Raw genomic sequence first — 12,367 nt, forward strand, 5'->3', positions numbered from 1 at the left:
CGCTGCGCTCCGGCACCTCAGGATGAGGCCGATTTTTGGATCAAGCAGCGTCGTCTCGTCGAGACGATCCATACAGCAGGACATCCCGTGAGAGACTTCTCCGCCCCCGGCCGCTCCCCGGTCTATGCCGCCAACGCCGCCGTCGCGACCTCGCACCCGCTCTCGACTCTCGCCGCCATCGAGGTGCTGCGCGCGGGCGGCAACGCCGTGGATGCCGGCATCGCGGCGGTCGCCGTGCAATGCGTGGTCGACCCGCTGATGACCGGCATCGGCGGCGACTGCTTCGCCCTCTACGCCCCCGCCGGCGCCACCAAGCCCCTCGCCCTGGACGGTTCGGGCCGCGCCCCGGCCGCCGCCACGCCCGACTGGTACGCCGAGCACGGCGTCGCCATCACGCCGACCTCGCCGCACGCCGTCACGGTGCCGGGTGCCGTCGCAGCCTGGGACCTGCTCGTCCGCGAGCACGGCACCCGCTCGCTGGGTGAGCTCCTCCAGCCGGCGATCCGCTACGCGGAGGACGGGTTCGTGATCCAGCAACGGGTCGGCTGGGACTGGCAGCGGGGTGCGGAGCGCGTCGCCGCCGATCCGCATGCCGCCGAGACCTACCTGCCCGGCGGGCAGGTGCCGGCCATCGGCAGCGTCCTGCGCCTGCCGAAGCTCGCGGCGACGCTCCGGCGCATCGCCCAGGAGGGCGCGCGCAGCTTCTACACGGGGCCGGTGGCCGAAGACATGGTGAGCCGGCTCAACGCGCTCGGCGGCCTGCACACCCTGGACGACTTCGCCGCTGCCCGGCCCGACATGGTGACACCCGTCTCAACCCGCTACCGGGGCTACGACGTCTACGAGTGCCCGCCCGCAGGCCAAGGCCTGGCGGCGCTGATGATGCTCAACGTGCTCACGCATTACGACGTCGGCGCCCTCTCGGACCTCGACCGGCTGCATCTCTTCGCCGAGACCTGCAAGCAGGGCTATCATCACCGCGACGTCCTGTTCGGCGACGCCGCCCTCGCCCAGGTGCCGATCGAGCACCTCCTCTCCGACGCCTGGAAGGCCGCCGCCCACGGGGCGATCGACATGGGCCGAGCCCGCGAGCCGGAGATCTATCCCGAGATCAGGCAGGAGATCGCCGAGGGCCGCGCCCACAAGGACACGGTCTATCTCTGCGTGGTCGATCGGGACGGCAACGCCCTGTCGCTGATCAATTCGATCTTCCAGGGCTTCGGCTCCGGCATCCTGGCACCCGAGAGCGGCGTCCTGCTGCACAATCGCGGCCTGTCGTTCCGCACGGAGGGCGGCCACCCGAACAGCGTCGGGCCCGGCAAGCGGCCGATGCACACGATCATCCCCGGCATGCTGATGAAGGACGGCCAGGCGGTCGCGCCGTTCGGCGTCATGGGCGGCCACTATCAGGCCATGGGCCATGTCGAGCTGCTCTCCGGCCTCATCGACCGGGGCCTCGACGTGCAGGAGGCGCTCGATGCCCCGCGCAGCTTCGCCTATGGCGGCAGCCTGGAGGTCGAGGGCGGGATCTCCGACGCGGTGATGGCGGGGCTGATCGAGCGCGGCCACCCGGCGATCCGCGCGCCGCTGCCGCTCGGCGGCGGCCAGATCATCTGGATCGACCGCAAGGCCGGCACGCTGGCGGCCGGCTCGGACCCGCGCAAGGACGGGGCGGCGCTGGGGTACTGAGGGGCGTGGCCGGTGGGATGCTCAAGGCCTTCCCCCCACCGCCCTCATCCTGAGGTGCCCGCGTCAGCGGGCCTCGAAGGAGAGCTCCAGCAATCGCAACGGTATCCGGAGACCTCCTTCGAGGCCTCCGCTACGCTCCGGCACCTCAGGATGAGGTGATCGGATTGGACGCCCCGGGGACCGGAACGACAGTCGTTCGGATCCCCGGAGGTCGGGATCAGTCGATATCCTCGACCGCCTCGCCGCCGCCGTAGACCCGCTGGGCGAGCGAGGCCTCCATGAACGGGTCGAGATCGCCGTCGAGCACCTCGTCCGGATCGGTGGACTGGGTGCCGGTGCGCAGGTCCTTCACCAGCTGGTACGGCTGCAGCACGTAGGACCGGATCTGGTGACCCCAGCCGATATCGGTCTTGGACGCGGCCTCGGCGTTGGCCTTCTCCTCGCGCTTCTTCAGCTCCGCCTCGTAGAGGCGGGCGCGCAGCATGTTCCAGGCGGTCGCCCGGTTCTTGTGCTGCGAGCGCTCCTGCTGGCACGCCACCACGATCCCGGTGGGGTTGTGGGTGATGCGCACCGCCGAGTCGGTGGTGTTCACGTGCTGGCCACCGGCGCCCGACGACCGATAGGTGTCGATCCGGCAGTCGGATTCCTTGATCTCGATCTCGATCCGGTCGTCGATCACCGGATAGACCCAGACGCTGGCGAAGCTGGTGTGCCGCCGGGCGCTGGAATCGTAGGGCGAGATCCGCACCAGACGGTGCACGCCGGACTCGGTCTTGAGCCAGCCATAGGCGTTGTGGCCCTTGATCAGGAGCGTGGCGCCCTTGATCCCAGCCTCTTCGCCGTCGGTCATCTCGACGACCTCGACCTTGTACTTCCGGCGTTCGGCCCAGCGGGCATACATGCGCTGGAGCATGTTGGCCCAGTCCTGGCTCTCGGTGCCGCCGGCCCCGGCATGGACCTCGAGATAGGTGTCGAACCCGTCGGCCTCGCCGGACAGCAGGGTCTCGACCTGCCGGCTCGCGGCCTCCTTCTCGACGGCCAGGATCGCCGCCTCGCCCTCGCGGATCGAGGATTCGTCACCCTCCATCTCGCCGAGCTCGATCAGCGTGGCGCCGTCCTCGAGATCGCGCTCGAGCTTCTTGATCGCCGTGACGGCCTCGTCGAGCTGCTGGCGCTCGCGCATGACCTTCTGGGCGGCCTCGGCATCGTTCCAGAGGTCGGGGTTCTCGGAAGCCGCGTTCAGCTCCGCGAGGCGTTTATCGACTGTATCCCAGTCAAAGATGCCTCCTCAGCAGCCCTATAGACTGCTTGGCGGCATCCGAGGCTTGCTCGATCTCGGCGCGCATCTGGTTTTTCGGGAATGGGGTTTGGGGAAAGAATGGAGGCTCGTCGGGTCGGGGTGATAGCCCCCGGGACCCGGCCTGTAAACGCTTCCGCGTCGCGTCGCATGCCGCCCGTGCGGCGCCCGACCGCAGGGAAGGAGGCGAGCCGGCAAGCCTCGGGCGCGTTGTCGGGCACGAACGACAGGGCCCAGGAGGCAAGCGGATGGCGGACGACGACCACGCGGCGACGTGGGCGGACTTCAACGAGGCCGTCAACATGACGCCCGCGGCGCTTAAGAAGCACCTCGACAGCGAGGCCAGCAAGGAGGTCGGCCAGAAGAAGGGCGGCGGCGAGTCCACCGGCCACGCGATGGGCCGGCGCATCCTGGCGATCAAGGATACGAAGAAGGCCGACCTGACGGACGACGATTACGCCGCCATGCGCAAGGTGGTGGGCTACGTCCACCGCCATCTCAAGCAGGGCGGAGAGGCCCGGAAGGACCCCGACTCACCGTGGCGGTTGTCGCTGATGAATTGGGGCCACGATCCGCACAAGGATTGAGGCTCCGGAACGCCCGGCGGCTCAGTAGCGCGGCGGCACGATGTAGGACGGAGCGATCACGTACTCCTTCGGCCGCTTGCGCGCGCCGAACCGGCCCTCGGTGATCTGGTCGTTGTAATAGTCGAAGCCCGTATAGCCGAAACCGCCGCCGTTCATCACCTCGGCGACCGGGACCGCGGGCTGCGCGAGATCGGGACGGCCCGGCGGCACCACCACCTGGCAGCACCCCTCGGTCTCGAGAACGGTGGGCCCGTTCGGCGCGGTGAACACGAAGGCGCGGGGCTGGTAAGGCGCGGGCGGGTAGGCGGCGTCGGAGGCCGAGGCGCCCTGCCCCGCCAGGAGGGCGAGCAGTCCGGCGGCGATCAGGGTCTTGGTGCTCACGCGATGCTCCGTCAGGGGGCCGGCCGGGCCGGCTTCTGGCCTACAGTCTAGCTGATCGCGGGCGGCTTGTCCGGCCCATCCGAATCGACCGGTTACCGAAATGCCGGCGCGGATCAGCCGCGGGCGCGCAGGACCACCTGCGGGCTCGCCGGCACGGGCCGGCAATCCGTCGTGAAGGCGTTGACCGGCAACGGCTTCGAGTCGCACGCATACACGTCCGCCGGGCCGGGCGCGGGGATCGGATCCCGGGCGATGATCGGGTTCGGCGCACAGGCCGAGGCCGCGGCGGCGAGCAGCAGGGCGGCGATCAGGTTCAGGCGGCGCATGCGACACTCGGGACGCGGGAGGACCCCCGCACCTGACCCTGGCCATCGCGATCCGTCCTGACAAGCGCCGGCGCGGGGCGTCGGCGCCTTTGGCGGAGCCTGTCGCCCCGCGGCAACAATCCGCGCGGGGTCGGCTAGCCGGCCCGGACCATCGGCACGACGTTGTGCAGGGTCTTGTCGGTGCCGTCGAAGAACCGGCGGATGTTGCGCGCGGCCTGCCGGATGCGCTGCTCGTTCTCGACCAGCGCGATGCGGACATACTCGTCGCCGAATTCGCCGAATCCGATGCCGGGCGCCACCGCGACATCCGACTTCTCCAGCAGCAGCTTGGAGAATTCGAGGCTGCCCATCTCCCGGTAGCGCTCCGGGATCGGAACCCACGCGAACATCGAGGAGGCGGGCGACGGGATGGTCCAGCCGGCCTTGCCGAAGGATTCCACCAGTGCGTCCCGGCGCTTCCTGTAGATGCTGCGCATCTCGTGGATGCAGTCGTCCGGCCCGTTGAGGGCGGCGGTCGCGGCGACCTGGATCGGCGTGAAGGCGCCGTAATCGAGGTAGGACTTCACCCGGGTGAGCGCCGCGAGCAGGCGCTCGTTGCCCACCGCGAAGCCCATGCGCCAGCCGGCCATCGAGTAGGTCTTCGACAGCGAGGTGAACTCCACCGTGCAGTCGATGGCGCCGGGCACCTGCAGGACCGAGGGCGGCGGGTTGTCGTCGAAATAGACCTCCGCGTAGGCGAGGTCCGACAGCAGGATCAGCTCGTGCTGCTTCGCGAAGGCCACGAGATCCCGGTAGAAGTCGAGGCTCGCCACGTAGGCGGTCGGGTTCGACGGGTAGCAGACGACCAGGGCGACCGGCTTCGGGATCGAGTGGCGCATGGCCCGCTCGAGGGCCGGGAACATCGCCGGGGTCGGCTCGGCCGGCACGGAGCGGATGACGCCGCCCGCCATCAGGAAGCCGAAGGCGTGGATCGGGTAGCTCGGGTTCGGCACCAGCACGACGTCGCCCGGGGCGGTGATCGCCTGAGCCATGTTGGCGAAGCCCTCCTTGGAGCCCAGCGTCGCCACCACCTGCGTGTCGGGGTTGAGGGTCACGCCAAACCGGCGCTGGTAGTAACCGGCCTGGGCCTTGCGCAGGCCCGCGATGCCCTTCGAGGCCGAGTAGCGGTCGGTGCGGGGCCGCCCGGCCGTCTCGCACAGCTTGGCGATCACGTGCTTGGGGGCGTCGAGGTCGGGATTGCCCATCCCGAGATCGATGATGTCGGCGCCCTGCGCGCGGGCGGCGGCCTTGATCCGGTTGACCTGCTCGAAGACGTAGGGCGGCAGTCGCTTGATGCGGTGGAAGTCGGTCATGGGCGTGTCCATCGGCGCGTCCCGAATCTGGCGTCTTTCGTCTGGGCCGGTCGCGCGAACCCCATGCTCTAGCAGAGTTGCGGGCCGCCGCCGACCCACAAATCGGTGCTCAAATCGGTGCTATTGCGGCGGCGCCGGGGCCGGCTTGATGGTGGCCGCGGCGCCCTGCCCGGCGCTCGCCGCCGCCCGGCCGCGGACCTCGTTGCGGCCGCGGGCGCTCTCCAGCTCCGCCTCCAGGGCCTTCTGGCCGGTGACCGACTTGGCCCGGACCGGGCGCTTCGGCGCGTCGACGCCCACCGGCATGAAGTCGGGCTGCGCCTTGCTGCGGGATTCCGCGACGAAATCCGGCGCGGCGACGGTCCGCGGCCCGTAGCCTGCATCGGAGGCCAGCGAGCGGACGACGTCGCCCGAGCAGGCCCCGAGCAGGCTGACCAGCAGCCCGAGGCCGGCCGTGCGGATCAGCGGCACGCTGCGGGACATGCGGACGACAGAGTTCAAAATGGCACGATCCATCGTCACATGGGTTTGAAAAGAACGGCCGGATGTTTCGGCGACGTCCGCAACCGGGGTGGCGAAAGCTCTGGCTCGCTCCTTATTTTGTCGGAAACGAGGCCCGCGCGATCGGGTCGACAGACGAAACACAGGGAGGCACGTTTGACGAGTCCGCAGGCGCCGGATCGGACCGCCCCTCCGAAGTCGGTCTCGAACGGCGCGATGCCGGACGGCATGGCTGCTCCGATGCCGGATTTCGAGGCGCTGTCCCGCAATGCCGGACAGTTCGTCGAGGCGATGGGGCGCAATATCGCCCGCGTCCTCGGGCCCGAGGGACAGGGAGGCGCCCCCGGAAGCGAGATGAACGAGGCCGCCAAGGTCCTCGGGCAGGTGGCCGAGACCTGGCTCGCCGACCCGAAGCGGAGCGCCGAGGCCCAGGCCCGCCTGTCGCAGGCCTTCCTGTCGCTCTGGGGCTCGACCTACCTGCGCCTGCAGGGCCAGCCCGCCGACCCGGTGGTTCTTCCGGAGCCCCGGGACGCGCGCTTCGCCCATGCCGAGTGGTCGACCAACCCGTATTTCGACTTCATCAAGCAGGCCTACCTGCTCGCCGCCCGCTGGGCCGAAAGCCTCGTGGACGAGGCCGAGGGGCTTGATGCGCACACGCGCCATAAGGCGCAATTCTACCTGCGCCAGCTCACCAGCATGCTCTCGCCGTCGAACTTCCTGCCGACCAACCCGGAGCTGATCCGCCATACCCTCCAGGAGAACGGCGCCAACCTCGTCCGCGGCCTGAAGATGTACGAGGAGGATCTGCAGGCGGGCGGCGGACATCTGCGCGTGCGCCAGACCGACCCGAGCGGGTTCGAGGTCGGGCGCAACATGGCGGTCACCCCCGGCGAGGTGGTGTTCCGCAACGATCTGATCGAGCTGATCCAGTACGCGCCCGCCACCGAGACCGTGCTGCGGCGCCCGTTCCTGATGGTTCCGCCTTGGATCAACAAGTTCTACATCCTCGACCTCAATCCCCAGAAGAGCTTCCTGAAGTGGATGGTCGACCAGGGCCTGACGGTCTTCTGCATCTCGTGGGTGAATCCGGATTCCCGGCATGCCGACAAGGACTTCGAGTCCTACATGCGCGAGGGGATCGAGGCGGCCATCGACGCGATCGGGGTCGCCACCGGGGAGACCGAGGTCACGGCGGCCGGCTACTGCGTCGGCGGGACGCTGCTCGCCGTGACGCTGGCCATGCAGGCCGCCACCGGAAACCGGCGGATCAAGAGCGCGACGCTGCTCACCACGCAGGTCGACTTCACCCATGCCGGCGACCTGAAGGTCTTCGCCGACGAGGAGCAGATCCGGCAGGTCGAGGCCCGGATGGCCGAGCAGGGCTACCTGGAGGGCGCCCGGATGGCGAACGCCTTCAACATGCTCCGGCCGAACGATCTGATCTGGCCCTACATCGTCAACAACTACATCAAGGGCAAATCGCCCTCGGCTTTCGACCTGCTGTACTGGAATTCCGACGCCACGCGGATGCCAGCGGCCAATCATTCCTTCTATCTGCGCAACTGCTACCTCGACAACACGCTGGCGCAGGGACGGATGGTGCTCGGCAACGTCCGCCTCGACCTCAAGAAGGTGCAGGTCCCGATCTTCAACCTCGCAACCCGGGAGGATCACATCGCGCCGGCCCTCTCGGTCTTCGAGGGCTCGAAGGTGTTCGGCGGCAAGGTCGATTTCGTGCTGGCGGGATCGGGCCATATCGCCGGCGTGATCAACCCCCCGTCCAAGCCGAAATACGGCTACTGGACCGGCGGCCCGGTCAAGGGGACGCTGGAGGACTGGATCAGCGCCGCGGTCGAGACCAAGGGTTCGTGGTGGCCGTATTGGTTCCAGTGGATCGAGGCGCAGGCGCCGGAGCGGGTGCCGGCGCGGAAACCCGGCGGGGATGCGCTCCAATCCCTCGGCCCGGCGCCGGGGACCTACGTGCGCATGCGGGCCTGAGGCGCGCCATGCGCGGCGAACCGGAGCGGCGCACCACCCGTCGCGGATCGCCCGGGGGAACCGGGCGCCCCGCGCAGGCGCATCACCATTTCCGCACGAGGGGCGCGGGGGCGGGGGCGGGCGGCGCGCCGAACACGTAGCGGAAGCCCACCGAGACGATGTCGGCGCTGGAATCCACCACCCCCGCGAAGGCGATGTTGCCGACGTTGTAGTCGCGGCCGAGGCCCGCCAGGACCCGCGACCGGTCCAGGAAGAAGTGCGAATAGGCGAGGTTCAGCGTCAGCTGCCGGCTCCAGCGGTAGCTGGCGCCCACCGAGGCGATGTAGCGGTCCCCGTCCGGCAGCCGCACCGAACGGTTGCGGAAGTCGATCGGCGAGGTCTCGTAGGCGAAGCCCGTGCGCAGCGTCAGGTTCGGCGAGGCGTCGTACTCGGCGCCGATCGCGTAGGTGAACCCGTCCTTGTAGTTGAGCGGCAGGGTGTTCACCGGCAGGCCGAGGGTCTTCGACACGATGCCGATGGTCCCGAGCCTCGACCAGTTGTCCCACTCGAAGCCGAGGTTCACCCGCGCCACCGGCGAGACCGCCTGGGTCAGGCCGACGCTCAGCTTGTCGGGGGTGTTCAGCCTCGCCCGGACCTGGCCGGCGAGCGGGGCCAGGGCGAGCAGCGGCACGCCGATCGAGCCGTCGATGTCGTGGTGCACCGAGGAGCGGTAGCCGATGCCCAGCACGGTCCCGTCGCGGGGCGTCAGCGTGGCGCCCGCGGTGAAGCCCACCCCCCAGGATTCCCCCTTGAGGAAGGAACTCGGATAGGCGGTCGGCAGGAGGCCCGGGACCGGCAGCGCCTGCCGCAGGGTCAGGCGGAAATACTCGATGTTCGGCCCGGCCGCGATCGACAGCCATTCGTTGACCTTGACGCCGATCACCGGGTTGATCGCCAGGGAGAAGATCCGCGACGAGCGTCCGTAGACCTCCCCGGCCCAGACCTGGTTCGGCTTGGTCACGAGCCCGAAGGGCGCGCCGGTCGAGAGGCCGAGCCACAGGCGGTCGTTCAGCTGGTACGAGGTCGCGCCCGCCGGCACGAGGGCGCCCTGACCGAGCTCGCCCGAGCCGCCCAGCCGCGCGAAGCCCGGATTGGTGCCCGGCGCCGGGCGGATCTCGGAGGACAGGCCGATATAGGTGAAGTTCTGCTCCGCGACGAAGCCCGGGTTCATCGTGATGGTCGCGGGGTTCCAGAACATCGACGACACGCCGCCCGATCCCGAGGCCGCGCCCGCAAACGCCAGCCCCTGCGCCTGCGTGCTCTGCTCCCGCAGACCGAACGCCCCAGCCTGAACCTGCCCGGCACCGAGGATCATTGCCGTCGCCGCCAGCATTGCAGCGCGCACCGTCCCGCCCATCTCGTCCCCCAAGCGTTGTCGTTCTGGCGGGCGCCGAGGATTGTTAGAGCTTCATCAGGTGGCACCCTTTCGGGCATGGTGCCGCTTGCGGGGACTGAACCGCAATGACCAGGACGGCCTCAGGAGGCGAAAAGAAGATCCGTAGAGACATCAGGATGCATTGTCCCATCGGGGCCGATGCCCGGCGAAGACCTGTTTTCGATAATTACGCACCCAACTTTTCCTCTTGTGCCGCGCCCTGAACAATAGATCCACCATCATCAGACCATGAACTTTTTTGCAGGCCTGTTGCTTGGCTGCGACACCCGGCGGGGCGCTGCGTGCGGACCGCCGGCCTTGCACCCGGGTCGAGGCCCGGCCATGGTCCCGGCGTCCGGCGCAGACCGGCACAGGGAAGGATGAGGAGTGCGGCCATGAAGCTCTTCCGGCACGGCCCGAGCGGCGACGAGAAGCCCGGCCTCGTGGATGCGAAAGGCGGCCTGCGCGACCTGTCGGGCATCGTGCGGGACATCGCCGGGCCGGCGCTGTCGCCCGATTCGCTGGCGCGCCTGCGCGCCCTCGATCCCGAGACCCTGCCGAAGCTGCCGCCGGACGTGCGCCTCGGCCCCTGCGTGGGCGGCACCCGCAACGTCGTGGCCATCGGCCTGAACTTCGCCGACCACGCCGCCGAGACCGGCTCGCCGATCCCGGCCGAGCCGATCATCTTCAACAAGGCGCCGTCCAGCCTGTGCGGGCCGAACGACACGGTGATCATCCCCAAGGGGTCGCACAGCACCGACTGGGAGGTCGAACTCGCCGTGGTGATCGGGCGGCGCGCCAGCTACGTCCACGCCAACGAGGCGCTGAGCTACGTGGCGGGGGCCTGCATCTGCAACGACGTCTCCGAGCGCGAATGGCAGATGAACCGCGGTCCGACCTGGACCAAGGGCAAGAGCGCACCGACCTTCGGGCCGCTGGGCCCCTGGCTGGTGACGCTGGACGAGATTCCCGACCTGAAGAACCTCGCCATGAGCCTCGACGTGAACGGCGAGCGCCGTCAGACCGGCTCCACCGCCACGATGATCTTCGACGTGCCCCAGCTCGTCGCCTACACGTCGCACTTCATGCTGCTGGAGCCGGGCGACGTGATCACCACCGGCACCCCGCCGGGCGTCGGGCTCGGCATGAAGCCGCCGCGCTACCTCAAGGCCGGGGACGAGATGGTCCTGCGGATCGACCGGCTCGGCGAGCAGCGCCAGCAGGTCATCGCTTTCGACGACTGGACCGCCAAGGTCTCCGCCGGCGAGCCGACGGACTGACTGGGCGCACCGCCGCCCGCACCCGGGCGGCGGTGCCGGTTCCAGGAAAAGACACCGGTATCGGTGATCGTCCCGCGCTTCGGCCGGACAAGACTGCGACATCGGATTGTCCGCAGGCCCGCGCGCAGGATCGGAACCCGAGCCGCCGACGCGCAAGGCGATCGAGATCCGGGCCGACACCGTCAAGCAGGCGGTGCGGGACGAGCCCGACCGGATTCGGCGGATCGCGGCGCAGCCCAATCGCCGCGCACGCCTGGTCGGGGCCGGCGGCCGGATCCTTGGGGCCTCCGATCAGACTGGATCCCTGACCGGGCGGGCGTCCTGCCAGCCGGACGGTCTCACGAGCGGCGTCGTGCGGGACCGGCACGGGCACGGCCCTTCCCCGGATACCGGGCCGCGAGACGTCGCGCGGCCTCGGTTGGCACGGCCTCATCGTCCAGACCGATCCGTCCGCGGGGAGTTCGGGCGCCCGGCCCGCTTGATTTCTGGCCGCCGATCCGGCTCAAACACCGGATGAGCGCGACTTCCCTTCCCGGTTCCCCGCAGCCCGACCTCGGCGACATCCGCCACGACTGGAGCGTCGCGGAGATCCGCGCGATCCACGACCTGCCGCTGATGGACCTCGTGTTCCGGGCGGCGCAGGTCCACCGCCGGCACAATGACCCGGCCGACATCCAGCGGGCGTCGCTCCTGTCCATCAAGACCGGCGGCTGCCCGGAGGATTGCGCCTATTGCCCGCAATCGGCCCACCACAAGGGCGCAGGCGTCGCCCGCGAGCGGCTGATGCCGGTGGAGACCGTGCTGGCCGAGGCCGCCGCCGCCAAGGCCGCGGGGGCCCAACGCTTCTGCATGGGCGCCGCGTGGCGCCAGCCCAAGGACGGGCCCGAGTTCGACGCGGTTCTCGCCATGGTGCGTGGCGTGCGCGGCCTCGGCATGGAAGCCTGCGTGACGCTCGGCATGCTCACGCCCTCCCAGGCCGGACGGCTCGCCGAGGCCGGGCTGACCTCCTACAACCACAACCTCGACACCGGCCCGGATTTCTACGAGGACATCATCTCCACCCGGACCTACGACGAGCGCCTGCAGACCCTCGCGAATGTCCGCGAGGCCGGGATCGGCGTGTGCTGCGGCGGCATCGTCGGGATGGGCGAGGGCGTCACCGACCGCGCCGCGATGCTCCAGGTGCTGTCCAACCACGCCCCCCATCCCGAGAGCGTGCCGATCAACGCCCTGGTGGCGGTGCCCGGTACTCCGCTGGAGGACCAGCCGGCGGTCGATCCGTTCGATCTCGTGCGCATGTGCGCCACGGCGCGGATCGTGATGCCGCGATCCCGGGTCCGTCTCAGCGCCGGCCGCAAGAGCCTCACCCGTGAGGCGCAGGTGCTGTGCTTCCTCGCGGGCGCCAACTCGATCTTCTACGGCGAGCGGCTGCTGACCACCGCCAATAACGGGCAGGACGACGACGCGGCCCTGCTGGCCGATCTCGGCATCCGGGTCGGCGAACCGGTCCGGGCCGCGGCGGAATAGGCCCGCGGGCGCCTTTCC

Annotated in this window: 11 protein-coding genes; 5 read left to right on the forward strand and 6 right to left on the reverse strand. The window is 69.7% G+C overall.

The genetic code is table 11. From position 1 onward, the window contains the following. Positions 1–87: 87 nt before the first annotated feature. Positions 88–1,689 carry a gamma-glutamyltransferase gene (ggt, locus tag ABC766_RS13470; protein WP_287090101.1) on the forward strand — a complete coding sequence of 534 codons (1,602 nt, stop codon included), beginning with the start codon at positions 88–90 and terminating at the stop codon, positions 1,687–1,689. A gap of 217 nt (positions 1,690–1,906) precedes the next feature. Here the strand turns inward: ggt and prfB are convergent. Continuing rightward, a protein-coding gene (gene prfB / locus ABC766_RS13475; RefSeq protein WP_100794053.1) for a peptide chain release factor 2 occupies positions 1,907–3,035 on the reverse strand; the annotation gives its coding sequence in 2 pieces (ribosomal slippage) (positions 1,907–2,965 and positions 2,967–3,035; 1,128 coding nt in all). A 199-nt stretch (positions 3,036–3,234) separates the two neighbouring features. Here prfB and ABC766_RS13480 point away from each other — a divergent pair. Continuing rightward, positions 3,235–3,573, forward strand: a complete 339-nt coding sequence (locus ABC766_RS13480; protein WP_043385613.1) for a DUF3140 domain-containing protein — start codon at positions 3,235–3,237, stop codon at positions 3,571–3,573. A gap of 21 nt (positions 3,574–3,594) precedes the next feature. Here the strand turns inward: ABC766_RS13480 and ABC766_RS13485 are convergent, their stop codons facing one another. The 4 genes from ABC766_RS13485 to ABC766_RS13500 all read right to left on the reverse strand — a co-directional run bounded on the left by ABC766_RS13485 (position 3,595) and on the right by ABC766_RS13500 (position 6,130). Further along, positions 3,595–3,954 carry a hypothetical protein gene (locus ABC766_RS13485; RefSeq protein WP_043357408.1) on the reverse strand — a complete coding sequence of 120 codons (360 nt, stop codon included), beginning with the start codon at positions 3,952–3,954 and terminating at the stop codon, positions 3,595–3,597. A 113-nt stretch (positions 3,955–4,067) separates the two neighbouring features. Continuing rightward, positions 4,068–4,280 (reverse strand): hypothetical protein, encoded by a 213-nt coding sequence (locus tag ABC766_RS13490; RefSeq protein ID WP_020090818.1) that lies wholly within the window; start codon positions 4,278–4,280, stop codon positions 4,068–4,070. A gap of 134 nt (positions 4,281–4,414) precedes the next feature. After that, positions 4,415–5,632, reverse strand: coding sequence for an LL-diaminopimelate aminotransferase (locus ABC766_RS13495; protein ID WP_043357422.1), 1,218 nt, complete (start codon positions 5,630–5,632; stop codon positions 4,415–4,417). Between the two features lie 120 nt (positions 5,633–5,752). Next, positions 5,753–6,130: a hypothetical protein gene (locus ABC766_RS13500; RefSeq protein WP_287089840.1), complete on the reverse strand. Its 378-nt coding sequence runs from the start codon at positions 6,128–6,130 to the stop codon at positions 5,753–5,755. A gap of 216 nt (positions 6,131–6,346) precedes the next feature. Between ABC766_RS13500 and ABC766_RS13505 the strand changes: the two genes are divergently transcribed. After that, entirely contained in the window at positions 6,347–8,128 is a 1,782-nt protein-coding gene (locus ABC766_RS13505) for a class I poly(R)-hydroxyalkanoic acid synthase (protein WP_345822754.1), read from the forward strand. 82 nt (positions 8,129–8,210) lie between these two features. Here ABC766_RS13505 and ABC766_RS13510 read toward each other — a convergent pair whose 3' ends face one another. Beyond that, on the reverse strand, positions 8,211–9,524 hold the full coding sequence (locus ABC766_RS13510; RefSeq protein WP_345822756.1) for an OmpP1/FadL family transporter: 1,314 nt from the start codon (positions 9,522–9,524) through the stop codon (positions 8,211–8,213). A 413-nt stretch (positions 9,525–9,937) separates the two neighbouring features. Here ABC766_RS13510 and ABC766_RS13515 point away from each other — a divergent pair, with 413 nt between their 5' ends. Both ABC766_RS13515 and bioB read left to right on the forward strand, forming a co-directional pair. Then, on the forward strand, positions 9,938–10,822 hold the full coding sequence (locus ABC766_RS13515) for a fumarylacetoacetate hydrolase family protein (protein ID WP_043357420.1): 885 nt from the start codon (positions 9,938–9,940) through the stop codon (positions 10,820–10,822). A gap of 513 nt (positions 10,823–11,335) precedes the next feature. Continuing rightward, a complete protein-coding gene (gene bioB / locus ABC766_RS13520; protein ID WP_043386070.1) occupies positions 11,336–12,349 on the forward strand; it encodes a biotin synthase BioB in 1,014 nt (337 codons plus the stop codon). Positions 12,350–12,367: the final 18 nt, after the last annotated feature.

Source organism: Methylobacterium fujisawaense (assembly GCF_039619325.1).
GTDB classification, from domain to species: domain Bacteria; phylum Pseudomonadota; class Alphaproteobacteria; order Rhizobiales; family Beijerinckiaceae; genus Methylobacterium; species Methylobacterium fujisawaense.

What these genes read in the sequence shown, in the direction of transcription:
- ABC766_RS13490 (WP_020090818.1), bottom strand. Translation starts at nt 4,280, where the DNA reads ATGCGCCGCCTGAACCTGATCGCCGCCCTGCTGCTCGCCGCCGCGGCC.
- ABC766_RS13480 (WP_043385613.1), top strand. Translation starts at nt 3,235, where the DNA reads ATGGCGGACGACGACCACGCGGCGACGTGGGCGGACTTCAACGAGGCC.
- bioB (WP_043386070.1), top strand. Translation starts at nt 11,336, where the DNA reads ATGAGCGCGACTTCCCTTCCCGGTTCCCCGCAGCCCGACCTCGGCGAC.
- ABC766_RS13510 (WP_345822756.1), bottom strand. Translation starts at nt 9,524, where the DNA reads ATGGGCGGGACGGTGCGCGCTGCAATGCTGGCGGCGACGGCAATGATC.
- ABC766_RS13515 (WP_043357420.1), top strand. Translation starts at nt 9,938, where the DNA reads ATGAAGCTCTTCCGGCACGGCCCGAGCGGCGACGAGAAGCCCGGCCTC.
- ABC766_RS13495 (WP_043357422.1), bottom strand. Translation starts at nt 5,632, where the DNA reads ATGACCGACTTCCACCGCATCAAGCGACTGCCGCCCTACGTCTTCGAG.
- ABC766_RS13505 (WP_345822754.1), top strand. Translation starts at nt 6,347, where the DNA reads ATGCCGGACGGCATGGCTGCTCCGATGCCGGATTTCGAGGCGCTGTCC.